The organism is Komagataeibacter swingsii (genome assembly GCF_003207895.1).
GTDB lineage: Bacteria > Pseudomonadota > Alphaproteobacteria > Acetobacterales > Acetobacteraceae > Komagataeibacter > Komagataeibacter swingsii.
In genome coordinates this window covers 1-26651 of the sequence record NZ_NKUB01000033.1, presented here as the reverse complement: position 1 = coordinate 26651, position 26651 = coordinate 1, and the positions used below count along the sequence as shown (strand labels likewise).

The 26651-nt window shown below is 64.9% G+C and carries 29 protein-coding genes; 19 read left to right on the top strand and 10 right to left on the bottom strand.

Annotated elements, in window-relative coordinates; translation table 11 throughout:
- The 7 genes from CFR76_RS15210 to CFR76_RS15185 all read left to right on the top strand — a co-directional run.
- A partial coding sequence (locus CFR76_RS15210) for an EAL domain-containing protein (RefSeq protein WP_146222702.1) occupies window positions 1-393 on the top strand: 393 nt, incomplete at its 5' end.
- 30 nt (window positions 394-423) lie between these two features.
- Window positions 424-2166 (top strand): putative bifunctional diguanylate cyclase/phosphodiesterase, encoded by a 1743-nt coding sequence (locus CFR76_RS15205; protein ID WP_110557736.1) that lies wholly within the window; start codon window positions 424-426, stop codon window positions 2164-2166.
- A gap of 6 nt (window positions 2167-2172) precedes the next feature.
- Window positions 2173-2589: an RrF2 family transcriptional regulator gene (locus CFR76_RS15200; RefSeq protein WP_110557735.1), complete on the top strand. Its 417-nt coding sequence runs from the start codon at window positions 2173-2175 to the stop codon at window positions 2587-2589.
- A 235-nt stretch (window positions 2590-2824) separates the two neighbouring features.
- A complete protein-coding gene (locus CFR76_RS18745; RefSeq protein ID WP_264986417.1) occupies window positions 2825-2947 on the top strand; it encodes a hypothetical protein in 123 nt (40 codons plus the stop codon).
- Window positions 2938-3348, top strand: coding sequence for an RrF2 family transcriptional regulator (locus tag CFR76_RS15195; protein WP_110557734.1), 411 nt, complete (start codon window positions 2938-2940; stop codon window positions 3346-3348). Before CFR76_RS18745 ends, CFR76_RS15195 begins: the two co-directional genes overlap by 10 nt.
- Window positions 3349-3558: 210 nt before the next feature.
- A complete protein-coding gene (locus tag CFR76_RS15190; protein ID WP_110557733.1) occupies window positions 3559-5865 on the top strand; it encodes an FdhF/YdeP family oxidoreductase in 2307 nt (768 codons plus the stop codon).
- 14 nt (window positions 5866-5879) lie between these two features.
- A complete protein-coding gene (locus tag CFR76_RS15185) occupies window positions 5880-7094 on the top strand; it encodes a molybdopterin molybdotransferase MoeA (RefSeq protein WP_110557732.1) in 1215 nt (404 codons plus the stop codon).
- 133 nt (window positions 7095-7227) lie between these two features.
- Here CFR76_RS15185 and mobB read toward each other — a convergent pair whose 3' ends face one another.
- Entirely contained in the window at window positions 7228-7758 is a 531-nt protein-coding gene (gene mobB, locus CFR76_RS15175; protein WP_208624016.1) for a molybdopterin-guanine dinucleotide biosynthesis protein B, read from the bottom strand.
- A gap of 83 nt (window positions 7759-7841) precedes the next feature.
- On the opposite strand from mobB, the gene mobA reads away from it, so the two are divergent.
- The 6 genes from mobA to CFR76_RS15140 all read left to right on the top strand — a co-directional run bounded on the left by mobA (window position 7842) and on the right by CFR76_RS15140 (window position 13095).
- Window positions 7842-8462: a molybdenum cofactor guanylyltransferase gene (mobA, locus tag CFR76_RS15170; protein ID WP_244191975.1), complete on the top strand. Its 621-nt coding sequence runs from the start codon at window positions 7842-7844 to the stop codon at window positions 8460-8462.
- The gene (locus CFR76_RS15165; RefSeq protein WP_146222701.1) at window positions 8455-8739 is read left to right on the top strand and encodes a hypothetical protein; all 285 of its coding nucleotides are present in this window, start codon (window positions 8455-8457) and stop codon (window positions 8737-8739) included. The genes mobA and CFR76_RS15165 overlap by 8 nt, the downstream gene beginning before the upstream one ends.
- The gene (gene fdhD / locus CFR76_RS15160) at window positions 8736-9542 is read left to right on the top strand and encodes a formate dehydrogenase accessory sulfurtransferase FdhD (protein ID WP_110557728.1); all 807 of its coding nucleotides are present in this window, start codon (window positions 8736-8738) and stop codon (window positions 9540-9542) included. The genes CFR76_RS15165 and fdhD overlap by 4 nt, the downstream gene beginning before the upstream one ends.
- Before the next feature lie 192 nt (window positions 9543-9734).
- The gene (locus tag CFR76_RS15155; protein WP_110557727.1) at window positions 9735-10121 is read left to right on the top strand and encodes a glycerol dehydrogenase; all 387 of its coding nucleotides are present in this window, start codon (window positions 9735-9737) and stop codon (window positions 10119-10121) included.
- Between the two features lie 14 nt (window positions 10122-10135).
- Window positions 10136-12322: a pyrroloquinoline quinone-dependent dehydrogenase gene (locus CFR76_RS15150; protein WP_110557740.1), complete on the top strand. Its 2187-nt coding sequence runs from the start codon at window positions 10136-10138 to the stop codon at window positions 12320-12322.
- Between the two features lie 182 nt (window positions 12323-12504).
- Entirely contained in the window at window positions 12505-13095 is a 591-nt protein-coding gene (locus CFR76_RS15140; RefSeq protein WP_110557725.1) for a DNA-3-methyladenine glycosylase I, read from the top strand.
- Between the two features lie 999 nt (window positions 13096-14094).
- On the opposite strand, the gene CFR76_RS15135 is transcribed toward CFR76_RS15140, so the two are convergent.
- The 5 genes from CFR76_RS15135 to CFR76_RS15110 all read right to left on the bottom strand — a co-directional run bounded on the left by CFR76_RS15135 (window position 14095) and on the right by CFR76_RS15110 (window position 16083).
- The gene (locus CFR76_RS15135) at window positions 14095-14496 is read right to left on the bottom strand and encodes a hypothetical protein (RefSeq protein ID WP_244191974.1); all 402 of its coding nucleotides are present in this window, start codon (window positions 14494-14496) and stop codon (window positions 14095-14097) included.
- A 110-nt stretch (window positions 14497-14606) separates the two neighbouring features.
- On the bottom strand, window positions 14607-14840 hold the full coding sequence (locus CFR76_RS15130) for a hypothetical protein (protein ID WP_208624015.1): 234 nt from the start codon (window positions 14838-14840) through the stop codon (window positions 14607-14609).
- 176 nt (window positions 14841-15016) lie between these two features.
- Window positions 15017-15319: a hypothetical protein gene (locus tag CFR76_RS15125; RefSeq protein ID WP_244191973.1), complete on the bottom strand. Its 303-nt coding sequence runs from the start codon at window positions 15317-15319 to the stop codon at window positions 15017-15019.
- Window positions 15320-15569: 250 nt separating this feature from the next.
- Window positions 15570-15788 carry a hypothetical protein gene (locus tag CFR76_RS15115; protein WP_110557722.1) on the bottom strand — a complete coding sequence of 73 codons (219 nt, stop codon included), beginning with the start codon at window positions 15786-15788 and terminating at the stop codon, window positions 15570-15572.
- 16 nt (window positions 15789-15804) lie between these two features.
- The gene (locus CFR76_RS15110; RefSeq protein ID WP_110557721.1) at window positions 15805-16083 is read right to left on the bottom strand and encodes a putative hemolysin; all 279 of its coding nucleotides are present in this window, start codon (window positions 16081-16083) and stop codon (window positions 15805-15807) included.
- Between the two features lie 114 nt (window positions 16084-16197).
- Between CFR76_RS15110 and CFR76_RS17835 the strand changes: the two genes are divergently transcribed.
- The 3 genes from CFR76_RS17835 to CFR76_RS17830 all read left to right on the top strand — a co-directional run bounded on the left by CFR76_RS17835 (window position 16198) and on the right by CFR76_RS17830 (window position 17587).
- The gene (locus CFR76_RS17835) at window positions 16198-16518 is read left to right on the top strand and encodes a hypothetical protein (RefSeq protein ID WP_146222700.1); all 321 of its coding nucleotides are present in this window, start codon (window positions 16198-16200) and stop codon (window positions 16516-16518) included.
- 11 nt (window positions 16519-16529) lie between these two features.
- Window positions 16530-16862, top strand: a complete 333-nt coding sequence (locus CFR76_RS15105; protein WP_025438420.1) for a hypothetical protein — start codon at window positions 16530-16532, stop codon at window positions 16860-16862.
- 80 nt (window positions 16863-16942) lie between these two features.
- The gene (locus CFR76_RS17830) at window positions 16943-17587 is read left to right on the top strand and encodes a hypothetical protein (protein WP_146222699.1); all 645 of its coding nucleotides are present in this window, start codon (window positions 16943-16945) and stop codon (window positions 17585-17587) included.
- Window positions 17588-17685: 98 nt separating this feature from the next.
- Here CFR76_RS17830 and CFR76_RS15090 read toward each other — a convergent pair whose 3' ends face one another.
- From CFR76_RS15090 to CFR76_RS15075, 4 genes are all read right to left on the bottom strand, one after another.
- On the bottom strand, window positions 17686-18330 hold the full coding sequence (locus tag CFR76_RS15090; RefSeq protein ID WP_110557717.1) for a TetR/AcrR family transcriptional regulator: 645 nt from the start codon (window positions 18328-18330) through the stop codon (window positions 17686-17688).
- 85 nt (window positions 18331-18415) lie between these two features.
- Entirely contained in the window at window positions 18416-19045 is a 630-nt protein-coding gene (locus CFR76_RS15085) for a hypothetical protein (RefSeq protein WP_167402155.1), read from the bottom strand.
- Window positions 19042-20550 (bottom strand): diaminopimelate decarboxylase family protein, encoded by a 1509-nt coding sequence (locus CFR76_RS15080; RefSeq protein ID WP_110557715.1) that lies wholly within the window; start codon window positions 20548-20550, stop codon window positions 19042-19044. Before CFR76_RS15080 ends, CFR76_RS15085 begins: the two co-directional genes overlap by 4 nt.
- On the bottom strand, window positions 20547-20933 hold the full coding sequence (locus CFR76_RS15075) for a hypothetical protein (protein WP_110557714.1): 387 nt from the start codon (window positions 20931-20933) through the stop codon (window positions 20547-20549). Before CFR76_RS15075 ends, CFR76_RS15080 begins: the two co-directional genes overlap by 4 nt.
- Before the next feature lie 262 nt (window positions 20934-21195).
- Between CFR76_RS15075 and CFR76_RS15070 the strand changes: the two genes are divergently transcribed.
- From CFR76_RS15070 to CFR76_RS15060, 3 genes are all read left to right on the top strand, one after another.
- A complete protein-coding gene (locus tag CFR76_RS15070) occupies window positions 21196-22389 on the top strand; it encodes a low temperature requirement protein A (protein ID WP_110557737.1) in 1194 nt (397 codons plus the stop codon).
- Between the two features lie 172 nt (window positions 22390-22561).
- Window positions 22562-24319, top strand: coding sequence for a gamma-glutamyltransferase (gene ggt / locus CFR76_RS15065; protein ID WP_244191972.1), 1758 nt, complete (start codon window positions 22562-22564; stop codon window positions 24317-24319).
- A 76-nt stretch (window positions 24320-24395) separates the two neighbouring features.
- Complete coding sequence (locus CFR76_RS15060) at window positions 24396-26618, top strand: esterase/lipase family protein (RefSeq protein ID WP_110557713.1); 2223 nt, start codon at window positions 24396-24398, stop codon at window positions 26616-26618.
- Window positions 26619-26651 lie beyond the last annotated feature (33 nt).

The following is a 26651-nucleotide window of genomic DNA, read 5'->3' as shown; positions in this document are numbered from 1 at the left end:
GAAATCAAGATCGACCGCAGCTTCATCAACGACTTTGAATACGACACCAACGCGCAGGCGGTGACCATGGCCGTGATCAGCATCGGGTCGCGCCTGGGCATGACCGTCGTGACCGAGGGGGTCGAGACCGAGCAGCAGCGTGAACTGCTGGAAAAACTGAACTGCGACGTGATGCAGGGCTACCTGTTCGCCAAGCCGCTGGCGCCGCAGGACCTGGAACACTGGGTCCGCAGGGGTGGCGCGCCCGCCGTCATCCGCGATATCGAAGCCGCGCGCGCGACCGGCGCGCCGCCCGCGCAACCCGCAGGGCATGCCGACAGGCAGCCTGCCGCCACCACGGGGACAACCGCCACCACAGCCACGCAATCTCCCGAAGCCAAGGCCGGGTCCTGATCCATTCAGGGCGAAAGATGGAGCAACGCCATGTCACTCAAACACGATGATCGCCTGCGCGCGCTAACCCACAAGGATTCCGATTTCTGGGCCGATGTGGTGGACAATGTCCTGATCGTCGCCATTACGGATGTGCGTGGCGTCATTACCTACGTCAATGACCGCTTCTGCGAGATCAGCCGCTACCCGCGTGAGGAACTGCTTGGTTCCACGCACCGGATCGTCAATTCGGGGTATCATGACGCCAGCTTCTTCAGGCAGATGTACCGCACCATCCGGTCGGGGGAAATCTGGCGCGGCAACATCTGCAACCGTGCGAAGGACGGGACGCTGTACTGGGTGGCGACGACCATCATGCCCAAGCACAATTCGCTTGGCGCGGTCGAGGGCTATGTCGCCACCCGTTTCGAGATTACCGAGCTTATGAACACCCGCGACCGGCTGAAGTCACTGGCGGCGACCGACCCGCTGACGGGGCTGTTCAACCGTGGCGGCTTCAACACGGTGCTGCAGGCGGCGGTGGAGGAAAAGGCCCGCAACATCACCCGCGACATCATGCTGGTCATGTTCGACCTTGATGGTTTCAAGCAGATCAATGACATCCATGGCCACCATGCCGGCGACGTGGTGCTGAAGACCATTTCGCACCGGCTGCAGGAACTGGCCAGCCCGCAGGATGCGGTATGCCGGCTGGGCGGGGATGAATTCGCGCTTGTCCTGAACCACACGCTGCTGGCCACGCCGCTGGACATCGTGCTGGAACGCCTGCTGGCCGCGCTGGAAGCGCCGATCGAGGTTGGCAACACCATGGTCAACGTGTCGGGCAGCATTGGCGTCAGCCCGGTCGTCAGCCAGGAAAATGCCGAATCGCTGCAAAAAAACGCAGATATTGCGCTGTACGCCGCCAAGCGCGCGGGCGGCCACCAGTCGCGCATGTTCGACATTACCCTGCACCAGCACGCCCTTGAACGCGCGCAGATCCTGACCGATGCGCGCGATGGCGTGGAAAAGGACCAGTTCGAGCTGTATTACCAGCCGATCCTGAACCTTGCGACCGGCCGGTGCGACCAGATCGAGGCGCTGCTGCGCTGGCACCATCCGCTGCGCGGGCTGCTGGCGGCGGAAAGCTTCCGTGACGTGTTCCTTGACGCGACGCTGGCGCAGGCCATGAGTCCGCGGCTGGTGAAGGCGTTCCAGAACGACATGCGGTTATGGCATACCAGTCTTTCAACCTATCCCAACCTGACCATCAACCTTTCCCGGCTCGACCTGCTCAATGTCGGGTTCCAGAACGACCTGGAAGCCGAGATAAGGCGGCAGGGCGGCAACGCCAGCGACTATGTGCTGGAAATATCCGAAAGCGTGCTGGTAAGCCGCCGGTCGGACCGGGTGCTGCAGCGGTTGCAGGAACTGGCCAGCCTTGGATTCCAGCTGACACTGGATGATTTCGGGCAGGCGACGCTGCCGGTCGCGGTGCTGCGCGACATCCGCTTCACGCAGGCCAAGATCCCGCGCCGCCTGCTGGCCGATATCGAACACAGCCAGGCGGCGCGCGACGTGATTGCCCACCTGACCGGGCTTGCCCATGCCTTCGGGCTGGGCGTGACCGCAAGCGGGGTGGAAACGAAGGGGCAGATGGACATCCTGTGCGCCATGAACGTGGACCGGATTCAGGGTTTTTACATTTCCCCGCCCATTTCCGCCGCAAATCTGGTGCTGGCGGAACATATCCTTGCGCCAGATCATTCCGAAGCCGCGCTGCAGGCGTCATGAGGTCGCATGCGCCTGACACTGTATACGGATTATTCCATTCGCGCCCTCGTCTACCTGGGACAGAACCCGGGCAGGCGGGTTGCGATTCAGGAAATTGCCGACGCCCACGGAATTTCACAAAGCCATCTGGTCAAGGTGGTCAACCGCCTGTCGAACCACGGGATCGTGCTGGCGCGGCGGGGCCGCAGCGGGGGGGTGGAACTGGCGGCGGTGGCGCATGAAATCTTTGTCGGTGACATCGTAAGGCTGATGGAGGCCGACCTGCATACGGTCGTGAACTGCGTGCCGGGCAAGGGGCAGCCATGCATACTGGCCGATGCCTGCCGCCTGCGCGGCCTGTTCGCCAAATCGCTGGGCGCCTTCATGGCCGTGCTGGACCGTGTGACGCTGCATGACCTGATAATGGACCATAAAAGATATTGATACGCAACATAAAGAATAATTCTGTATTTTTATTTATACTCATTATAATAATTAATTTCATGTTGGAACAAAGTCGGCGCCTTTGTGTCAGTTTATTATAATTTCAGCTTAACGATATGATAAAGATGGGCTATGAGACGCATGGCGATACGGCTGCCTGTTGCAGTGGTTGCCAATGCGGTCTTTTTTTTTACCATATAGTCATTTCGTCATCATGTCTGACTACAGGATACCCATGTCCCGAATGTTACAGCACTGGGCCATGCCCACCATCCGGGCCGGGAACCGCTACCCCGCCACAACGGGCCTATATGACAACCGGCATGGGGCGGCCGTGAACAGCATGTCATGCGCCTGACCCTTCATACCGACTACGCCATCCGGGTGCTTGTCTACCTGGGAAGCAATGCCGACAGGCGCGTATCCGTGCATGAGATTTCCAGCCATCACAACATTTCCCACAACCATCTGGTCAAGGTGGTCAACCGCCTGTCCAGCGAAGGGATCGTGCTGGCGCGGCGGGGCCGGTCAGGCGGGCTGCTGCTGTCCCGGCCGCCGCATGACATCATTATCGGGGATATCGTGCGCATGATGGAAACGGACATGCTGGCCGTCGTGTCCTGCCAGCCACAGAACGGGCGACCGTGCGTACTGGCGGACATATGCCGCCTGCGCCGCCTGCTGTCGCGGTCGCTCGATGCCTTCCTGCACGTGCTGGACCGCACGACGCTGCGCGATGTCATGCCGGACAGGCTGTAATCCGCGCGCGCCCCCATGAAAGAACAGGGGCATTGCCGCCATCAACTATATATGATCTTATATAAACAATACCTGCCAGACGGCCCCTTTCTGTTGATAAACCGGACTTATGAACAGATAAATCTCTATTATACATGGTAAAATCTCGCGTCGCGCGGTTGCAATCATGATGGTCCGGCGGTTTCCTGCGTGTGAACACGGGAGAACGCCATGTCTGACAAGCCGGAATTCAAGCCCTATACCCATCCCGCCGGTGGGTGGGGGGCGGCAAACGCCACCGCGCGCGTGCTGTTGGAACAGAGCGTGCTGGCCAAGGGGTCGCGCGCGCTCCTGTCCATGAACCACCCGGACGGCTTCAAGTGCCCAAGCTGCGCGTGGCCGGACCCCGAGCGTGAAAAGACGCTGGAATTCTGTGAAAACGGGGCCAAGGCGCTGGCGTTCGAGGCCACGAAGCGCAAGGTCGGCGCGGATTTCTTCGCCGCCCACACCGTAACCGAACTCATGTCCCGCAGCGATCACTGGCTGGAGGAACAGGGCCGCCTGACCCAGCCCATGCGCTATGACGCGGTCAGTGACCATTACGTGCCATGCACGTGGGATGAAGCCTACGCCATGATCGGCCGCCACCTGCGCGCGCTCGACCATCCTGACCAGGCGGAGTTCTATACTTCGGGCCGCACGTCGAACGAGGCCGCGTTCCTGTATTCCGTGTTCGTGCGCGCCTTTGGCACCAACAACTTCCCCGACTGTTCCAACATGTGCCACGAGCCGACCAGCCGTGGCCTGCCCATGTCGATCGGCATTGGCAAGGGCACGGTGCGGATGACGGATTTCGCCCATGCGGAGGCGATTTTCATCATCGGCCAGAACACCGGCACCAACAGCCCGCGCATGATGACCGAACTGGTGCATGCGCGTAAGCGCGGCGCGCCGATCGTGGCCGTCAACCCCATGCCCGAACGCGCGCTGATCCGCTTTACCGAACCGCAGGACCCCATCAAGATGGCGACCTTCGGCTCCACCCCCATCGCCAGCGAATTCTGCCATGTGCGCATTGGCGGCGATGTCGCGTTCCTAAAGGGCGTGATGAAAACCCTGTTCCAGATGGACGGGGAGGCCGCGGCAAAGGGCGCGCCCGCCGTTCTGGACCATGCCTTCATTACCGAACACACCGACGGGTTCGATGCGCTGAAGGCCGATATCGAGGCGACGCAATGGGCGGACATTGTTGCGACCTCCGGACTAAGCGAAGAACAGATCCGCCGCGTGGCCGGGATCTATGCCGCGTCCAACGCCACCATCATCTGTTTCGGCATGGGGGTGACACAGCACCAGCAGGGGTCGCGCGTGATCCACCAGATCGCCAACCTGCTGATGCTGCGCGGTAATTTTGGCAAGGAAGGGGCCGGTATCTGTCCCGTGCGCGGCCATTCCAACGTGCAGGGCGACCGCACGGTGGGCATTGATGAAAAGCCCACGGCCCTGTACCTCGACCGGCTTCAGGCGGCGTTCGGCTTCAGCCCGCCGCGCGCGCACGGCCACCATGTGATTGAATCCGTGCAGGCTATGATTGATGGCACGGCGAAGGTGTTCATCGGCATGGGCGGCAACTTCATCCACGCCATTCCCGATACGCCGGTGGCGTATGAGGCGATGTCGCGGCTGGACCTGACCGTGGGCATCGCGACCAAGCTCAATCGCGGGCACCTGGTGCACGGGCGCGATGCGCTGATCCTGCCGGTTATCGCGCGCTCCGAAATCGACATGCAGAAGGCCGGGCCGCAATTCGTGACCATCGAGGATGCGATGTCCGGCGTCACGCGCTCACGCGGGGTGCTGCACCCGGCCAGTCCCGACCTGCGTTCGGAAATCGAGATCGTCTGCCGCATGGCGCGCGCCACGCTGCCAGACAGCACGGTGGAATGGGAAGCCTTCATTGATGATTACGACCTGATCCGCGACAGGATCGCGCAGGTCTATCCCGACCTGTATGCCGATTTCAACACGCGCATCCGCCAGGGCAAGGGCTTTTCGCTGCCGGTGCCGCCACGCCAGCGGATCTGGAACACGCCCACGGGCCGCGCCAACTTCCTGCTGTTTGACGGGCTGGACGAGGATACGCCCATTGGCGGGCCGGACATGCTGCGCCTGTCCACCATCCGCTCGCACGACCAGTACAACACCACGGTCTATACCAATAACGACCGCTACCGGGGCGTGTACAACACCCGCATGGTGGTGTTCATGAACAGCGACGACATGGCGGCGCGCGGACTGGCGGATGGCGCGCTGGCGGACCTTGAAACCATCAGCACCGACGGCACGCAGCGCCGGGTGGGCGGGTTGATGGTGGTGCCATACCCCATGCCGCGCGGGTCGATCGCCGGGTATTACCCCGAACTCAACCCGCTGCTGCCGCTGTCGCATTTCGACCAGATCGCGGGCACCCCCGCCGCCAAGTCGATACCCGTGCGCGTCACCGCATCCGCGCCCGCACCGCAGCCCGAACCCGCCTGAAACCCGGCCCGGCCATGAACATCAAGGCTTTCGCGCGGCTGGTGGACTATCCGACCGCCCTGCGGCTGGTGCTGGCGCGCGCGGCAGGCGGCCCGCGCCCCGTGACCCGCGTGCCGGTGGCGCAGGCGACGGGGCGGGTGGCGGCGGCTGATATCCTTGCCACGACCTGCCGCCCGCCCGCCGATATTTCCGCCATGGACGGCTATGCCTTCGCCCATGCCGCCATGGTCGCCCATGCGTCGCTGCCCGTCGCGGGCCGCACGGTAGCGGGCGACCGGCCCGAAGCGCTGGCGCCGGGGCATGCGCGCGCCATCCTGACCGGGGCGCGCATACCGGCGGGGGCGGACTGTGTCATGGCGGCCGAACGCATGGCGGTTGCGGGCGATACCGTGGCCCCGGCCACGCCGCTGCCCGCCCGTGGGGCCAATATCCGCAGGCGGGGCGAGGAATTTACCGCCGGCACGCGGCTTGTCGCGCGCGGGCAGGTTCTGGACTGGCGGCATGTCGCCCTGCTGGCGGCACAGGGGCTGCGCGACGTGCCGGTTGCCCGCAGGCCGCGCGTGTCCGTCGTGTCCAACGGCGCGGAACTGGCGGCGGACGCGGCGGGGGCGTGCCCGGATTCCAACGCCCCCATGCTGGCGTCCCTGCTGGGGGCCAGCGGCGCGCGGGCCAGCACGCATCTTGCCCCCACCGACAACATGGCCGGGCAGGCCGCCTGCCTGCGCGCGGCCACCCGTGGCGCGGATATCGTGGTGACGACGGGCGGCATATCGGTGGGGAACACCGACCACATGCTGGCCATACTGCGCGACATGGGCGCGGACGTGGTGTTCCGCGGCGTTGCGATCCGCCCCGGCCGGCCGCTGACGGTCCTGGCGCTGGGGGGGCGGACCATATTCTGCCTGCCCGGCAACCCCGGGGCAGCGGCCATCTGCGCGCTGATGTTCGTGCGGCCCTACCTGCGGGCAATCATGGGCGTGGAGACGCCACCGTTCCCCACGGCCGCCACCGCCGGTTTCACGGCGGATGCCCCGGCCGGCGTGACGCAGTTCATCCCCGTAAGCCTGCATCGCGGTCCCGATGGCGCCTGTTGCCGCCGGGTGCCCACCGTCGGGGCGTCCGATATCATCGCCTTTTCCCGCGCGGATGCGCTTCTGGCAGTCACGCAGGAAAACCCGGTCCGGATGGGGCAGGTGGTCTTTCCTGAAAGACTGTTTGGAACCAACTGATTGATAAACAAAAGTTTTTTATGAAGCTTTTTTCAAAAAGCTTCAAGGAACGCCCCCTTTCTGAAAACAGGCGGCCCCCGAAAACTTTTATCATTTTCCTCTGCATGACAGGTTGGGTGAGACAATGCGCCTTTCATTCAATGACAACACGACAGGCATGAAGCAGGGCAAAATCGGCGATCGCGTCCGTATCATTCACATCCAGCACCGGCAGGCGCGCGGGCAGGGCGGGGTCATGGGGCGTGTCGGTCGCGATGGCGATGATGGTGTCCTGATGCGCGAACAGCGGGTCCTTGCCAATGCCGGGGCGATAGACCTCGATACAGGCGGGGATGGTGGCGTGGAAGCCCTCGACCACCACCAGGTCGGTGCGCGCCATGCGCGCCAGCAGCGCCGGCAGGGTGGGGGGCGCGTCGGGGCATTCATGTTGCAGCACCCACCGACCGGGCGCCGCCAGCATCACCTCGGCCGCCCCCGCGTTGCGATGGACCCAGGAATCCTTGCCCGGCCGGTCGATGTCGATATCATGATGCGTATGCTTGATGGTGGAAACCGCCAGCCCCCGCGCGCGCAACGCGGGCAGCAGGCGCGACAGCAGGTGCGTCTTGCCCGACCCGCTGCGTCCGGTAATGCCGATCACGGCCTGTCGTGCTGGATGGGACATGGTACGCACCCCCTGAACAATGTTTCGCCCCGCCCGCCCATGCGGGGGGTGGCGCAGGCTACGGCCCTGTCCCGCCGCGCGCAATGCGGGGGCTGACAATGGGGATACGCGTGGCCGGTCTGGTCATGGCCGGGGGCATGGCGCGGCGCATGGGCGGCGGTGACAAACCCTTGCTGCGGCTGGGCAATGCGACCTGCCTTCAGCGCATCGTGGCCCGCCTGCGCCCGTGCTGCGTCGCGATGGCGGTCAGCGCCAATGGCGACCCGGCGCGGTTCGCGGCCTGCGGCCTGCCGGTGCTGCCCGACGCGATTGCGGGCGTCGGGCCGCTGGCCGGCGTGCTGGCCGGTCTGGAATGGGCGGCGGGGCAGGGGTGCGACGTGCTGGTGACGGTGCCGGGCGATACGCCGTTCATCCCCCCTGACCTTGTGCCGCGCCTGCTGCCCGCGCCGTCCTTTGCCGCAAGTGGCGGCCAACGCCACAGCCTTGTCGCGGCCTGGCCGGTGGGCAGTCGTGCCCTGCTGGCCCGGCAACTGGATGGCGTCATACCCGAAACCCGGCGCGAACTGACCCGCGTACGCACGCTGGCCGATGCGCTGGGCGCGCGCGGGGTGGAATTTGCCGTGCCGCCGGGTGGGCCGGACCCGTTCATGAACATCAACACCCTCGCCGATTACGCCGTGGCCCGGCACCATGCGGGTGACTGAAAACCCGTGCCGGGCATGGCCTGTCCAATGGCTGCGCCATTACCTGCGCTGGAAGCCGCAGGCGGGGGATGGTCTGGACGTGTTCATGAACATTAAAGAAGTTCCTGGTGACGTTTTTTTCAAAAGGCTTCATAAGCACGCCGCCTTTTTGAAAAAAGGCAGCGCCCAAAAACTTTTGTTTTTTATCAATGATTTGTTTCCGGGAAGTTTGTTCTGGCCACACCATTTCCCGCCGCCCGCACGCTCCCGCCCTGCCAGCCGAAGGACCGCGCCATGACCCGCGCCCTGCCACCCGCCATCGTGCCCTGCGCCATGGTGGTCCATGCCCCCGGCGCCGCCACCCGCGAACGCATGCTGGACATAGCCGAGGAAACACCCGTCACCCTGTCCTTCAACGGCATGGCGCACGGGGTGATGATGGCGACGCCGCTGGACCTGCATGACTTCGCCACGGGCTTCGCGCTGACCGAAGGGATCATACCCGACCCTGCGGCGCTGAAGGCTGTCACCATCCGGGCGCAGGCCGACCATGCGCATGTGGAGATGCGCATAGATGGCCCGTCCTTCCACCGCCTGCTGGCGCGCGGGCGGCGGGCGATGGCGGGCCGCACCAGTTGTGGCGTGTGCGGCACGGATGCGCGTGACGTGCTGGACCGCCCGCGCTGTACCGTGCCCGATGCGCCGCCCGACCTTGCGGCGGTGGCGCGCGCGCTGGCGGCGCTGCCGGGGCGGCAGGTGCTCAATGCGCGCGCGCGCATGCTGCACGCCGCCGCGTGGTGCGCCCCCGATGGCGAGATCATGCATGTGCGCGAGGACGTGGGCCGCCACAACGCGCTGGACAAGCTGGTCGGGGCGGGGCTGCGCGGCGGCGTGGATTTCGGGCGCGGGTTCTGCGTGATCACCAGCCGGTGTTCATATGAAATGGCGCACAAGGCGATCATGGCGGGCATGCCGGGGCTGGTGGCGGTATCGGCCCCCACGGCGCGCGCGCTGCGGGTGGCGGCGGATGCGGGGCTGTACCTGGTCGCGCCCGCGCGCGACACGTCCGTAATGGTTCCCCGACTGGTCATCGATAAGTAAAGGAAATATTTCGTCTGCAATCACAGCAGGTCTGAATTCCGGATACGTCATGATGGGGCCTGTTTTCTGGCGGAATACTTACAACACTGAAACAATAGTAATAAAGTCGTGACCGCGCTCGCGATTTCGTTTTTTCGCGTTTAACAGGCGCGGGACTAGCCTCCGCCTCATGATACTGGAGGAACATCCATTATGTCTGCTTTCATGAAACCGCACGACGCCGCGGGATGGGCGACGCTTTTACTTGCGGTCATCATCATCCTTCTGGGCCTGCCACTGGTTTACATGGGCGCGGAACTCGCGTTCCTGGGTGGCTCGCTTTACTACGTCGCCTGCGGCCTGGTGGTCACCGCCGCGGGCGTGCTGATGGCCATGGGCCGCCCGCTGGGTGGCCTGCTTTACCTTGGGGCCTGCGCCTTTACGTGGCTGTGGGCATTGTGGGAAGTGGGGCTTGACGGCTGGGGGCTGCTGCCGCGCGTATTCGGCCCCACCCTGCTGGCGGTCGGCGTGGCGCTGTGCCTGCCGGTCCTGCGCCGTGCCGACCACGCGCGCGCAACCACCGTGCGGGAGGTCGCATGATGTCCAATAAAACAATGCTGCGCACCATGCTGCTGGGCGCCACCATCATCGCCGGGACCGCCGGTGTCACCGCGCTGGCGCAGGTGCCCCCGGCCGACCAGCCGCCCGGTAGCGGCAACGCCACCGTGGCCCCCGGCACGCCCACGCCGCCGACGGACGCGTTTTCCCCGCCTTCGCCCAATGCGCCGCAGGCCCCGGGCGTGAACGCCGCCAACATTCCCGACGGCCCGCCCGCCGAACCCAGCGAGGCCACGCCAATGGTCGATCAGGTCACGGCCAGCCCCGCGCATGATGACTGGCCCGGCTACGCGCGCGATGACAGGGCCACGCGCTATTCGCCGCTGGACCAGATCACGCCGTCCAATGTCAGCCATCTCAAGCGCGCCTTCATCTACCATACCGGCAGCAAGCCGGGGCCGGGGCAGGTGAACAAGTGGGCCGCCGAGACCACGCCCATCAAGGTAGGCGACGGGCTGTACATGTGTTCCGCCCTGAACGACATGATGCGCATCGACCCCGCCACGGGCAAGGAAGTCTGGCACTTCCACGCCAACGAGAAATACGAGAGCATTCCGTACACGGCGGCGTGCAAGGCGGTGGTGTACTACACGTCCTCCACCGTGCCCGAGGGCGAGCACTGCCACCACCGCATTCTGGAAGCCACGCTGGATGAACGCCTGATCGAGGTGGACAGCGAGGACGGCAAGGTGTGCGAGGGCTTTGGCTGGCACGGCATGGTCAACCTGATGAAGGGGATGGGTGAGTCCGTGCCCGGCTTCGTGGCCGAGACCGCGCCGCCGCCCATCGTCAATGGCGCGATCATCACCAACCAGGAAATCCTGGACGGCCAGCGCCGCTGGGCGCCATCGGGCGTGATCCGTGGCTATGACGCCGAGACCGGGCGCTTCCTGTGGGCATGGGATGTCAACCGCCCGCATGAACATGGCGAGCCGAAGGAAGGCGAGCATTACAGCCGTGGCACCCCCAATTCCTGGGCCGCGATGATTGGCGACAACGCGCTGGGTCTGGTTTACGTGCCCACCGGCAACTCGGCCGCCGATTACTACAGCGCCATGCGCTCACCCGAAGAAAACAAGGTGTCCTCCGCCGTCGTGGCGATCGACGTGAAAACGGGCGAGCCACGCTGGGTGTTCCAGACCGTGCACAAGGACGTGTGGGATTACGACATCGGCTCCCAGCCCACGCTGATGGACTTCACCAAGCCCGATGGCAGCAGCGTGCCCGCGCTGATCATGCCCACCAAGCGTGGCCAGACCTTCGTGCTGGACCGCCGCACGGGTGAGCCGGTGCTGCCGGTGGAAGAACGGCCCGCGCCCTCGCCGGGCATGGTGCCGGGCGATACGCGCGCGCCGACGCAGCCATGGTCGGTCGGCATGCCACGCCTTGGCTTTGCCCCGCTCAAGGAATCCGACATGTGGGGCATGTCCCCCATCGACCAGCTTTACTGCCGCCTGAAATACCGCCGCGCGCATTATGTGGGTGAGTTCACGCCGCCCAGCATCGACAAGCCGTGGCTGGAATATCCCGGCTATAACGGCGGGTCCGACTGGGGCAGCGTCGCCTATGATGAAAAGACCGGCATCCTGATCGCCAACTGGAACAACACGCCCATGTATGACCAGCTTGTCAGCCGCAAGAAGGCGGACAAGCTGGGGCTGATGCCGGTGGATGACCCCAACTACAAGCCCGGCGGCGGTGGCGCCGAAGGGGCGGGGGCCATGGCCGAGACGCCATACGGCATCGTGGTCTCGCCGTTCTGGGATGAATATACGGGCATGATGTGCAACCGCCCGCCATACGGCATGATCACCGCCATCGACATGCACACGCAGAAGGTGCTGTGGCAGCACCCGCTGGGCAGCGCGCGCGCCAACGGCCCGTTCGGCCTGCCCACGCACCTGCCGCTGACCATCGGCACGCCCAACAATGGCGGCCCGGTCATTACCGCCGGTGGCCTGATCTTTGTGGCAGCCACGACCGACAACATGATCCATGCCTTCGACATCCATACCGGGCGCGAAGTGTGGAACGACGTGCTGCCCGGTGGCGGGCAGGCAACGCCCATGACGTATGAATACAAGGGCAAGCAGTACGTCGCCATCATGGCCGGTGGCCACCACTTCATGATGACGCCGGTGACCGATGACCTTGTGGTCTATGCGCTGGATAACGTGAACTGATCCGATCCCCCTGTGGGGTGAGGGAACCGGGGCCGTATTATGCGGCCCCGGTTTTTTTATGCGCGTAAAAAACGTAAGGAAGTTTTTGGTGAAGCTTTTTTCAAAAAGCTTCAGGGAACGCCGCCTGTTTGAAAAAAGGCGGCACCCAAAAACTTTCATTCTTTTTTATTACGGATCACCGCATGCCCGTTCTTCCAGCACCCGATCCCACCCGCCCACGGTGCCGCTGGGCGCAGGCGGATGCGATGATGATGGCCTATCACGACCACGAATGGGGCCAGCCCGTGCATGACAGCCGCCAGTTATGGGAAATGCTGGTGCTGGAAAGCTTTCAGGCCGGGCTGTCATGGCGCACGGTCCTGAAACGGCGCGCGGGGTTCCGCCGCGCCTTTGCCGGGTTCGACCCCGACCGCGTGGCCCGTTTTGGCGATGCCGACATCACGCGCCTGATGGCCGATCCGGGCATCATCCGTGCCCGCGCCAAGATTGCCGCCACCATTGGCAATGCCCGCGCCTATATCGCCATGCGCGACCGGGGCGAGGACTTCGCAACCTTCGCATGGGGTATGGTGGGCCACACGCCCGTGCATAATCCCGGGCCGGTGCAGGCGTCATCGCCCCTGTCGCACGCCATGTCCACCGCATTGCGCGCGCGGGGCTTCCGCTTCGTCGGGCCGGTCATCGCCTATGCCTGGATGCAGGCCGCCGGGATGATCCATGACCATGAACCCGGCTGTTTTTGGCATGTGCCGCCTGATGCGGCAGGGGAATGAATGTTGGGGAAGGAAGCATGACTATATGGGCCGGTCTACTTCTGTGGCCATGTGGCCAATTGATTGAATCTGACCGACAGCCTTTAACTTGCTATCGTGATCAATACCGTAACGACCAGCATCTGGCTGGCAAACCGGAAGAGATCGTAAATCAATATAATTCTGTTAATAAAGGCTATTTATTAGAAAATTCAGAAGAACCATTTGAAATTAATTTCATTAAATGGTAAAAAATTATAAATAAAGACAAATTTCCAATAAAAATGAATATAAATCCTATGATGCTTTGCCTTGTTGTTATATCTTGAGAAAAGTTTGCCGATGAAAACATTAGAGTTGAAACGGTAAGAAGTAATGTAATGTTTATTTTTATATTATATTTCTCTAATTTGAAATGATTTATGCAATACAGAGCCGTATATAGACCGACTATTATTGACGTTATTTTTGAATAATCGCTTATCTGTTCGGATTGAATGAAAATATTTTCCTTTATGAACAATATAAAATTATAAGCTGTCCAAGATAATATAAGAAAACATACTAACAAATTTAAGTAAATAGTATATTTTTCTTTCATCAGTCGATCCGTCTATCTTAGAGTCACAATGTGAAGAAATTTAGCCGTTCGGCAATCAAAAACATACGATGGCTGCAACCCGTAAGGGCAACTCTGACTTACCAATGCATATTTCCAGACAGGCTTTATGCTAGTTCAGATTTAACCGACTTGTGTCTGCTGTGTGAAAACCCCTTTCAGAGAGCGTGTGACCAACATGAGGGTGAAAGCAGTCAGCAACCCGTAAAACAACATGTTTATCATGGGTAACACTGCATTCCCAAACTCCTCAACGCATATGGAAATATGCATGCTGGCTGTTGCGCGGCCAGGGAAATCCTGACCACAAAAAAACCCGCCGCGCCGGGGGATTAAACCCCATGGCGGGCGGGCCAGTCGGGCGGCACGCATGTTGCCGCCGTTTTTTTAGGGGTTGCTTGTTATTCGCCAGCCGCCTGCTGCGCGGTGGTGGCGTCTGTCTGGCCCATCTGCCGCTGCCAGCCCGCGCGGGCGTTGATGGCGCGGTGGCGGATGGCCGAAGGCAGCAGGTCGCGCAGGATATTCATCGCCGCGCGTTCCGACAGGCCGGTCTGGGTGGAAAAGCGTTGCAGTTCCACTGGCCTGAACAGGGCGTGGATGGTGCTTTCATCCGCGACCGCGGTATTGTCCCGCTCCTGCCATGTGCGGATCAGGGGCAGCATGCCCAGTTCCTGCGCGCGGTGTTCCAGCATGCTGGGCTGGTCCGGCGCGGGCAGGGGGCCGAGTATGTCGTTCAGCACCGACAGCGCGCCCGAACGGTCGCCCTGCGCGCCGGTCAGGAAATCACCGATGGCGGTGGTCATGTCGGAGATGTTTCCAGTCAGGTTTCGTGAGATTTTCATGTGAGCCTCCGAACGTCGGCGGGGCGGCCGGGCCTGTGGCGCGGCCAGCCCCCGGAGTTTGCGGGACGGCGTCATTTACCCTGCACGGTGTCCCGGCATGCAGGTGAAAGATCGGCAACCCGGCGTTGCATGCAGGCTTCGACCAGTCTTGTATCCGGTATGTCCAGCGGGCACAGCCGCAGGGCATCGACCTTGCACGCCGCAACCTGCCGCGGCGTGCCGGGATCGGCGGAATATGCATTCGCCGGCAATGCCAGTCCCAACCCTGTTACGATCGGGAGGGCGCAGAAAACGGATCGCCGCATTGTCTGTCCTCCTTTCTGTTTTCCAATGGGGTGGTATGGCGTAAACGTGGGCCGCCGGCATGGGTTCGCCGCCCTTATGGCCGCTACGGACACATTGGTGTGACCTTGGGGTGTGATCGTGGGGTGTGGTCCTGGCCCATGTCCCGGCCGGGCTACGAAACGCCTGCCCCGCGCCATTACATGCGCGGCGTGCCCGATGCCGCTGGTCCCTGGCCACCCGCGGCCCGTCGGGGGGATGCGCCGGGGCTGCCTGTCGCCTCCGCGCCCGGCGTGCCTGCTTCGGCGTGGTTTTCACCCGCGCATGAAATGCAGAAATCCTCCCCGATCCTGCCATGGCTGCATGCGGCCAGTGGCAGCGCAAGCCCGATGATGAGGGGTAGCAGGCGGCAGATCGCCCCGATGCGGGGCAGGCGGGTCGTCATGGGCGCGGCTGGCACGTTATCCTCCATCTGTTCCACGAAAAAACGGCGCAGACACACGGGGGTTGCATCCTGCCACATGGGGTGGCGGCATCGTCGGTAGTGTGGCGGCCCCCATGCTGATCCCCATGGCCGCGCCCATGCCCCGGCGCGCAGGGTCAGATCGCCACCGCGCCTGCGATAGATGTCCCCCGCCACAGCACGCCGCGCGGGACGGAAAGGCCGGAAGGAAGGCCATGCCGTTTCATGCCGGCAGGCCGCACCGCCAGCAGGGCGGCATCAAGGAAGGATCAGGGCACAGCATGACGGTTTAATGGCCACGTGGCACAATCGTCCATCCCGCCACCCGCCCGCCGGGTGGCAGGCGGCACAGGCCGGTATGCCCGTTATCCTTCACCTGCCACGCCCCGCCCCGGCGCGCGCAGTCCGTGGGCGGGGGCGTGCGCCGGGCCATGAGCGCATCGTCACACGCCCCAAGGCCCAGCAGCGCCACCAGCGCCATGCCCCGCAGGGTCGCGGCCCCGATCATGCGCGCAGGCCGCCCGTCATGGCGCGGTGGTGGCGTGATCCCGGCGGCACAGCGCCCATGCCGCCATCACCGTGCCGTCGGGCAGGTGGCACCAGCCCGTCACGCCCTGCGGCGCGGCGCGCATTTCCACCGTGCCGCCGCGCTGCTGGCAGTAGACCGCGGCGGGATTGGCCATGCCGATGCGCGATGCCCGCGCCGGGGCATGACGGCCCGGCGCGCACACCCCCGGCAGCATGATGCCGCCAAGGGCCGCGCCCCGCGCCATCCGCCGCGCGAAAGGAAAGGGATATGTCATGGGGCCTGTCCAACCTTGCCTGTCATGCCGCACCTGTCACTGACGTCATCAGGTATCAGAGACTGTTTGAAAAGTCAGCTCATGATAGCGCTTTAAAATTAAAAGACGTTTTTGGTGAAGCTGTTTGCAAAAGCTTCGAAAGAACGCCGCCTTTTTGAAAAAAGGCAGCACCTAAAAACTTTTATTATTTTGTCAACGCGTTGTTTTCAAACACTCTCTCAGCAAACGCCAGGCGGCGGGCATGGCGTGTTTCATGTCCGTCATTCCTGGCGACTACGGTACGCCCTGCATCCCGACGGCCCAAAGGCCCGGCCGGATACTGGCCGGGTCCGTAAACATTTCGGGAAATGCGGACAGCACCGTTTTCCGCCCCCTCTGGCTCCCGGCTTGCGTATGATCCTGAAACGGGATAATTTATTACCTGTATTAGGTTAAAAGGTATGACCATGCGCACTTATGAACACATCGCCTACCTGCTCATTTACATGCTGCAGGCATCTGGCAAGGCCCGCTTCCGTCTCAGTCGCAAGTCGATCCAGTCCATTTCTGGCCGCAGCATCATAAAATCCGCACTGATCAGGAACATTGGCGAATGGATGGAAGGGGTCGCCGTGATCCTGCCACTCAACCGGGGTGGCTATGTCGTCATTTCCCAAGAAAGCCTGGAAGGGATCGCCCCCCTGAAAATTGCCGATGTCATCCCGAACTGGAAAAAAATGGATATTGAAGCCCTGAAACTCCAGGTCGAGGCCATCGGGGCGGAAGATGATGATGAATGATACCTGCCTGTCGGGCATCCGACGCGCTTTATAAATCAATCATATTATCGTTTACATAATAAAAACCACGGGATGTGAGAATGTCTGTTCGAAATCTGCTGGATGACCTGGATTGGGACGCCATTATCGATCACTATCACGAACGCGTGGGCGTTCATGAAACACTGCTTTCCTTTTTCAATGGCGGCGATCTGGTAAAATTCTCCAACCTGTTGGTTGGGGTCAGCGATGTACACGGGAATTACAGCGCCCGGGATCATAACCTTGGCCCCAGGATCCTTAAGGAAAACCCAAATTCAAGAAGGCGTCTTCATGATGTCGCAAGTCAGTTCCTTGAATTGGACAATGCCAGGAAAGTGCCGGAAATCATACGGGGCGCCGGCATGAAATACTTCCAGATAGGGGTCGGATCTGAAGCGTCATGCATGCTCAACCCCATGGTCTGCTGGATCACGAATACCCGGACCGTGTGGGCGCACCTGGTATTGAAGCATGGGGGGGACGTCTCGCTGGCAAATGACGAGTTGGAACTGTACCATGACGGAGACAGGGATTCCGAAATGGCCTATGAAAACTGGCGGGCCATACATCGGGAAATGGCGGGAAGCCTTGATGAAATGACCAGAATCAGCATGGAATACGTGGATGGTGACGCACTGGAACGCGAAGGCCTGAATTATCTGTGGTCTGATGCCATTTCAAGCGCACTGTACGATGCAAACTGACAGTATCGTTCCATTTCGTTACTTGAACGCAATGTAAATATTGCCCGGCGGCATGGGTGGCAGCCCGTTTGCGGGCCATGCGGCGAACCGTCCCGCCGTCAGGCGGATGTCGCCCCCGCCCCGTCACATGCGGGCGGGGGCGGCCCGTCATCCCCGGTCAGCGCGACAAGGAGCGCATCCCACAAGGCGCGGATATCCACTGTCCGGTCGACCAGGGCATGGATGGCCACGCCGTCCAGGAAGGATGATATGACCTGCGCGGCCAGCGGGGCCGTGATGCCCGGGCGGAGCGGAAGGTCGCGGGCCACCTGTTGCAGCATCTCCGCTATGCCGGCCACCTCGGCCTGCTGGTTGTCGCGCAGGACCTGGGCCAGGCCGGTTGCGTGCAGGCTGTTGCGGACCAGTTCAAGGCGCAGTGCGACAAAGGGCAGGTCAGCATGCTGCGCGTCGGCAATCCAGTCGGCAATGGCCGCGCGGGCCACGGTCCCGGTGCCGATCCGCGCGCGCAGGCGCTGGCGGTCCAGCGCATCGCGCTCGGTAATGGCGGCCCCCAGGATCTCGTGCTTGCTGGTGAAATGCGCGTAAAAGGCCCCGCGCGTGAAGCCTGCTTCCCGGGCTATGGCCTGGATGGAGGTGCCGTCGAACCCGTGTCGCGCAAACAGCCGCAACGCGGCCGAGACAAGGGCCGCGCGGGTTTCGTGCTGCTGTTCGTTGCGCGACAGTTTCCGCGGTGGTCGGGTCATGCCAGGTATCCGAAATCAGGCCATGATAGCCTGCCATGGCAATGGGCTGCAAATGGCGGCCCGGCCCATGGGCCATGCCGCCACGTCATGAAAGCAGGCCAAGCAGGATCAGGCCCATGCCAAACAGGCCGCCCGCCACCGCCGCCCCGTAGCGGCGCAGGATCGTGGACCGCGCGCGCCAGTTGCGCAGCGGCGTCAGGCCAAGCCCGATCAGGACCCATAGCGGCAGCGTGTAGATCACGCTGTAGAACACCGCCCAGCCCCAGTTGAACAGCGCCCCACCCTGCATGCCCGATACTTCCAGCATCGCGATCGCGACCTGCCCGCCAAACGGCAGCAGCGCAATGCTGACCACGGCGGCGACCATGACCGTTTTCGCCGCGCCCGCATGCGCGATCGAGAACCGCAGGCGCGTTTTCGCATCCGGGTTGCGCCACGCCCCGGCCGCGTCGAACAGGCCCTGCGCCACCAGCGCGCAGCCGGCCAGCACGACCAGCATGGCCGGCCACCGCGTCTGCCGTATGCCGCCGACAAGGTCGAAACCCTGGATGAGCAGCCACGCGAACAGCGTGTTGATGACAAGGGTTGAAAGGGTAAACAGCACCGCATGCCGGGCCGTGCGGCGCACGACAAGGGATTCCAGCACCATGCCGATGGCGACCGGGTTGACGGAATCGGCCATGGCCAGGGTGATGACCTCCAGCGCGCCTGTCACCCGCGCCCCGCCCCGGCATCGGCCCCATCACTGGCCCCATCACTGGCCCCGTCACCAGCCCCATCACCGGCCACATCACGCGCCAGCACGTCCGCCACCGTTTCGCGCCGCCGGATCAGGCGTGGCCCGTCATCATCGACAAGGATGCTGGCCGGGCGGGGCAGGGAATTGAAGTTGGTGGCGGCCTGTTCGTTATAGGCCCCGGTGTTGTCAAACACGACCAGGTCACCGGGGGCCATGCCCGCCGGCACCCGCACATCCCCCACGATGCGGTCGGCGTCACAGGTCAGGCCCGTCATGTCCACCACTTCCGTGCCCGTGGCCGGGCGGGCGGGGTCCGCGCGCACCGTGAAACGGCATTTTTCGGTATTGGCGTCGGGCAGGAAGGCCGTGGAGGTATCGGTGATGACCCATGTCCACGGCAGGGGACGGTCCTGGCGCTTGACGCCCAGCACCCGGGCAAGGTGGCAGCCCGCATCCGTGAAGATCGCCCGGCCGGGTTCGACTTCCAGAACGGTCCGGCGCAGGTCCAGCCGGTTCCCGATCCCGCGCGCCAGTTCCCCGGCCATGGCGGCGGCACAGGCGTCGAATGTGGGGGGGGCCGCGGGCGGCTGGACGGCCGGGACATGGCGCCGGGCCATGCGGAACAGGGCGGCGGTCACGCGCTCCCGCCCATGGCGGGGCAGCAGGCGCAACGCCTGCAGCGCCAGCGCCTCGATGGCGAAGCTGCGGGGGACCTGCCGCCCGACGCTGTCGCCGGGGCCTGCGAAGCCGCCGCCGATGTCGATTTCACGCGGGACCCATCCCCCCCACGCATCAAGGCAGCGGGTGATTTCGCACGCGGTGGCGCGACCGGCCGCCCGCCAGTAGGCGACCGTCGCCCTGTGGCGGCCGAAATGCGTGTGCAGGCCGGTCAGGTCCATATGCGCGGACGCAAGGATGCGCCGGCCCGCGCGCAGCAGGTCCGCCGTCGGCATGCCGGACTTGTATGCCTGCGACGCGATGAAGACGGGCAGGCATTCCGTCAGGAAATCGCTGGCGGCCCAGTCATCGCCAAGGTCGGGGCGCATCCGCAGCCTGAGCGACGCGGTGACGCCCGCCCGGGCGGCGGCGGCCTCGATGGCGTCGAGTTCCCCGATGTCATCGACGGTGATGCGCGCGCCATCGCGCACCAGCCGTTCGATAAAGCCGGGACTGGCCAGCTTGCCGTTGCCGTTCAGGCTGACGGCCCCCGGCGCGAAACCGGCGCGCAAGGCTGCCTCGTACTCGCCTTCGCTGAACAGGTCGCACCCTTCGGCCACGGTGCGCAGGCGCCGCAGCAGCGCGATCGCGGTCCCGGCCTTGACGGCGGGCAGGACCCGGACCGGCCCCGCCCAGTGGCGCTGGAAGGCGGCGTGGAAGTGCCGCATGTTTTCCACCAGCCTGCGCGCGTCGGTAATGTAGAGCGGCGTCCCGTACGCCTGCGCAAGCCATGCCGCGTCAAGGCCCGCGACATGCAGGGTCATGCCACCGCTCCCGCCGCGATCAGGCCGACAAGGGCGCACGCGCTGCCGACAAGCAGCACGTCACCGGCATAGTCGCGCGCCCTTGCGCCCTGCCCGAGGTCGTAGCTGAGGTCGATCAGCCCGAGGAACAGCATCATCCCCCCGGCGGTCAGCCCGGTGACCATCATGGCCCCGGAGCTGGAGCCGGAGCCGCGCAGCGCCAGGATGGCCGTCACCCAAAGGAGCAGGGACAGCGTGAGGTCGGGGAGGAGGAACGCGCGTTCATGGGCCACGTAGCCCGGCGGGTGGGCGTCGCCCGCGTGGTCGCCCCGCAGCCACATGGCCCAGTAGGCGGGGATGATGACGGCCCAGAGCAGGGACAGCGCCGCGATGCCGACGGTCATGGTTTCCTCACTTCATTGCGCTTCGGCGTTACGCCTGTTTCAGATACACATGTGTATCTGAATCGGACGCTATCGCAGTTCCGGCCCGTTTGCCAATACGGATTGGGTGGCCCCGACTGGCGGGCGGGGCATATCCGGGCCGTTGAAGGTTGGCGCGGGACGCGGTACAGATTGGCGGGCGCGGGGAACCGTCGGCCATGCGGGCGCGGCGTCCGTGACCCGGCCGGGCCATGCGGCGCGGTTTTTTTCAACGGAGCCTTTCATGACCGAGCAGGACGCGCCCCTTCATCCCCTCATGCGCCAGCCGGGCGCGGACAATGCCCGCGTGATGAACGAGGAACTGTTTTTCGACCTGGTCTACGTGTTTCTCGTCACCCAGATCAGCCACGGCCTGCTGCACCACCTCACGCCCATGGGCGGGGTGCAGACCCTTATCCTGTGGTTCGCGGCGTGGCTGGGGTGGCAGTATACGGGCTGGGTCACGAACTGGTTCGACCCGCGCGTGCCCGCGCTGCGTGGGGTGCTGTTCGTGACCATGGCGCTGGCCCTTGTGTGCGGGGCGGCGGCACCCGAGGCCTTCGGCCCGCGCGGGCTGGCTTTCGCGCTGTGTTACGCCGGCATGCAGGTCGGGCGCTCGGCGTTCATCGTGTGCAGCCTGCCTGCGTCCCACCCGCTTGCCCCCAATTACCGCCGCATCCTGGGCTGGGGCATCGTGGCCGCCTGCTTCTGGGTCGCCGGGGGGCTGGCGTCGCCGCAGGCCCGTATCCCGCTATGGGCGGCGGGGGTGGCGTGTGAATATGTCTCGCCCATGTTCGGGTTCTGGCTGCCGGGGCTGGGGCGTTCGCACACGTCGGACTGGACCGTTTCAGGCAGCCATATCGTGGAACGCTGCCAGTTGTTCGTGATCGTGGCGCTGGGCGAGACGATCATGGCGTCCGGCCTTTCGCTGGCACAAAGCGCGCGCTGGTCCGTGATCGAACTGGGCGGGTTTGCGGCCAGCTTCCTGTGCACGCTGGCCATGTGGTGGCTGTATTTCCAGACATCGAGCGAGGAAGCCGAACACGCCATCAGCGCCTCCCCCGATCCGGGGCGGATGGGGGCGTATTTCCATTACCTGCATGTCGTCCTGATTGGCGGGATCATCGTCACCGCCGTCGCCATGGACCTGCTGCTGGAAAACCCGCTGGAGGAAGCCCGTGGCGCGCCGGCGCTGGTCATGGCGCTGGGGCCGGTGCTCTACCTTCTGGCCAGCGCCGCCTTTCGCTGGGTCGCCACGCGCCGCGTGATGGTGGGCCAGGTGGCGGGCGCGGGCCTGCTGCTTGCGGCGGGGCTGGCCGGGCAGGCGCTGCCCATGTGGGCGCTGGCGTGGTGCGAGACGGTGCTTTTCGTCATCATCAGCCTCTTCTGTTCAGGCAGGATGCCGCGCGGCGGGGCATGCATGGGCACGCGCGCATGACGCGGCCCCGTTGCCCCGCCGCCCGAACGCCCTGATATTTCGTTATTTGAAAAAAATGATATATACGGCTGGCATGCGGGGCGAACCAGCCGGCCCGGGCCGGATTTCCGCAGCCCCCGCCACCACAAAAGCCGAAGGTCGCATGGACAAGCATACACGAAGGGATACCGGCATGCAGGGTTCTCGGTCCGGCCGGAAAGTGCTGGCCGCCGCGTTTTCGGCCCTGCTCGCCTGCATGGCCCTGGCGCCCGGACAGGCCCATGCCGCGCCGGCGCACGGGCGGGATGCGGCCCCCTTCAACCCCCTGCGCGGCGACCGGGGGTACGGGTGGACGGGGCAGACGCGCTCCGAAGTGCTGGGCACGCATGGCATGGTGGCCACCAGCCAGCCATTGGCGGCGGGCGTGGGGCTGGATATCCTGAAGGGCGGGGGCAACGCCTTTGACGCCGCGATCGCGACCGCCGCCGCCATCAACGTGGTCGAACCGGAATCCGCCGGGATCGGGGGCGACCTGTTCATGATCGCGTGGGTGGCGAAGGAACACCGGCTTGTCGCGCTGGATTCCGCCGGGCGCGCGCCATCGGGGGCCACGCCGGCGCGCTTTGCCGACCGGGGGCTGAAGGCGGTTCCGTACACGGGCATCGAGTCCGCCGTGGTGCCGGGCACGGTTGCCGGGTGGGACGCCATCCGCGCCCGCTACGGCACCATGTCGTTCAGGCAGACGCTGGAACCCGCCGCCCGCCTGGCGGAAAACGGGTTCGGCGTGACCGAGCGGGTGGAAGCCGAGTGGGAGGAATATGCATCCCTGCTGGCCAAAGACCATGATACCGCCGCGACCTACCTGCCGCATGGCAGGCCGCCGGGCCTGTACGGCGTATTCCGCAATCCCGACCTGGCCCGCGCCTTCCGCCTGCTGGAGGATGGTGGCGCGGACGCCTTCTACCGGGGGCCGGTCGCGGACGCCATCGTGAAGAAATCGCAGGCGCTGGGCGGCACCTTCACCGCTGCGGACCTTGGCGGGATCAAGCCGCAATGGGTAAGGCCGCTGACCACGTCATATCGCGGCTACGACATCTATGAAATGCCGCCCAGCACGCAGGGCGTCGCCGTGCTGGAGGCGCTGAACATCGTTGAACAGTGCGGGCCGAAACTGGGCATCGACCCGCGTGGGGAGGGGCCGCGTTCGCCCCTGTTCTGGCACCTGCTGATCGAGGCGAAGAAGATCGCCTATGCCGACCTGCGGCAGTATGTGGGCGACCCGGACTTCGTTGCCGTGCCGACCGCGAAACTGACCGGCAAGGGCTATGCAAGGGCGCAATGCCGCCGGATCGACCCGCGCCATGCCGCCGCCATTACGGCCGGCCGCGACCCGGTGGGCGGCACCGTGTACCTGACCACGGCCGACCGGGAGGGGAATGTCGTCTCGCTCATATTCAGCGTGTATGACGAATTCGGGTCGGGCATAACCGTGCCGGGCTATGGCTTCCTGCTCAACAACCGTGGCGCGCAGTTCAGCCTTGATGCAAAAAGCCCCAACGTCATCGCGCCGGGCAAGCGGCCGTTCTATACCATCATCCCCGGCTTCGTGCTGAAGGGGGGCAGGCCGTTCCTCAGCCTTGGGGTGATGTATGGCGACCAGCAGGCGCAGGGGCAGTTGCAGGTGCTTGAAAACATGCTCGACCTCGGGGCCAACCCGCAGGCCGCATCCGACGCGGCCCGGTTCTCGCACGCGCAGCAGGACAACCATGTCGTGCTGGAATCCGAACTGTACCAGGCCGTCGGCCCCGCGCTGAAGGACATGGGGCATGACGTAAGCCCGGGCAACGGGCTGGGCATGGGCGGCTACCAGGCCATCATGATCGATCCCCGTTCGGGCGTGTATCGCGGCGCGTCCGACCACCGCAAGGATGGCGCGGCCGTGGGATATTAGGCCGCGGCCACGCCGCCCCGCCCGTACAGGGTTCCGGTACATTGCGCGGGGGGCGAACTGGTGCTTAACCTGCGGCATGACACGCCCCCCCACGGGCGCCCGGCAGGCGCCGGCGCGCAGCACACACCGTCCGGCCCATGCGGGCCATGCCGCCGCGCGTGGCGGGAGCGTGCTGGCGCTTGTGCTGCTGGCGGGGTGCGCGGGGCCGGTTACGGTGCGGCATGTATCGCTGGTCCACAGCTACCGTGACGGCACGCGCACCGCGCTGCAGGGCGGCAGGCCGGGCAACGAGACGATGATCGTGCTGCGCCGCCACGGGCTGCTGCCCGCATGGCGCAGCGACCCCGACCGCGCCATCGCCACCCTGCGCGCGCAGGCGCAGGGCCGTGATGACGAGGCCGACGTGCTGTTCGCCCTGGCGGAACTGAGCTACCGGCAGGGGCTGCGCCACCACCATGCGCAGGATTTCCTGGCCGCCGCGGTCTATGCCTATGCCTTTCTCCAGCCCGGACAGGCGGGCGGACCCAGCCCGTATGACGGGCGTTTCCGGCAGGCATGCGACCTGTACAACCTTGGGCTGACGGCGGCCTTTCCCGCCCCGGTCAGCGTCACGGCGCAGACGCGCGCCCTGCCGTCTGGCGATATCGCGCTGGCGGCCGACCCCGCGCAGCTACGCTGGCACGGGCGGCTGCTGGACCGCCTGCAGCCCACGGCCACGTTGGGAGTGGGCGGCCTGCCCAATGTCTATCGCACCCCCGGACTGGGCGAGGCCCTGACCGCGCTGGCCCGTCCCGACCCCGCCTTCGCGCCGCCACGCCCCGCGCCGCAGGTCGCGCATGAGGCCAAGCGCCCGGCCCAGCCTTCCGCCGTGGCGGACCTGACCGGCCCCGCGCATGACGACGCCCTGCGCGCGGCGCCCACCCCGCCCGCGCCACCGGGCGGCGGCGACCTGGCCAATGACGACCTGGCCAATGGCGACCTGGCCAGTGGCGACCCCACCGGCGACGGGACCGGGGCCGCGAATGACGGCAGCTTCAGCGTGTCGGACAAGCTGCGCGTGCCCGCCAGCCTGCTGCTGGAAATCGACAACCCGCGCGCGCAGGTCTTTGGCACGCACCTGGCCGGGCGGCTGGTGCTGCGGGTGATGGATGAAAGCCCGGACACCCCCATCGGCCATGCCCGCGTGCCCGCCCAATACGACCAGACCGCCGCCCGCGCGCTCAGTCTGGTCGACGCCGCGCTGTGGACCAAGGAATATCGCGGTTTCTTTGACGGCACGACCTATGACGGCACGCGCCCGCGCCTGATCGCCATGACGCCGCACCGGCGCGGCAACATGCCGGTGGTGTTCATACACGGCACCGCGTCCAGCCCGTACCGCTGGGCCATCATGGTCAATGACCTGCTGGAGGACCGGCGCATCCGCGACCATTTCGATTTCTGGTTCTTCTCCTACGCCACCTCCAACCCCATCCCGTATTCGGCGTGGCAGTTGCGGCATGCGATCACGCAGGCGGTGGACAGCCTGGGCGGGGTGAAGGCGGACCCGGCGCTGGGGCACATCACGCTGGTGGGGCACAGTCAGGGCGGGCTGCTGGCGCGCATGCTGGTCATCAACCCCGGCGACCGGCTGTGGGATGGCACGGCGGGGCGGCCGCTTTCGTCGTTCCGCCTGACCGCCAGCACGCGCGAGCTGGTGCGCGAGACGATGTTCCCCACCGCCATGCCCGAAATCCAGCGCGTCGTATTCATTTCCACCCCGCAGCACGGCAGCTACCTTGCGGCCATGTCCATCGCGCGGCTGGTGGGCAGCATGGTCAGCCTGCCGGTGCGCGTGACCGAAACCGCGCGCGACATCGTGACCGGGGCGGGGGACAGCACGCACCTGAACAACCGCGTGATGCGGCTGGGCAGCGTGTACGCCATGTCGCCGCACAGCGCGTTCATGCGCACGCTGCCCACCATTCCCATGGCCCCCGACGTGCAGGCCCATTCCATCATTCCCGTATGCGGCGACCCGCGCGACCTGTCCCATGCCGATGACGGGGTGGTGACATATGAAAGCGCGCACATCCCCAACGTGCAGTCCGAACTGGTGGTGCGCAATTCCGAACATTGCACCCAGTCAAACCCCGCCACCATTGCCGAGGTCCAGCGCATCCTGCTGCTGCAACTGGCCCAGAACCCGCCACGGGACATGACGCCGCACCCCGCGCCCGCCCCGCCACGCCACGCCGTGCGCGAACGGGTGCGGGCAGGACGGGCGCAGGCAGGGCGGGCGCGGGCAGGGCGGGCATGAAGGCAGGCCCGCGCGGGCGGGACGCACGCCCCG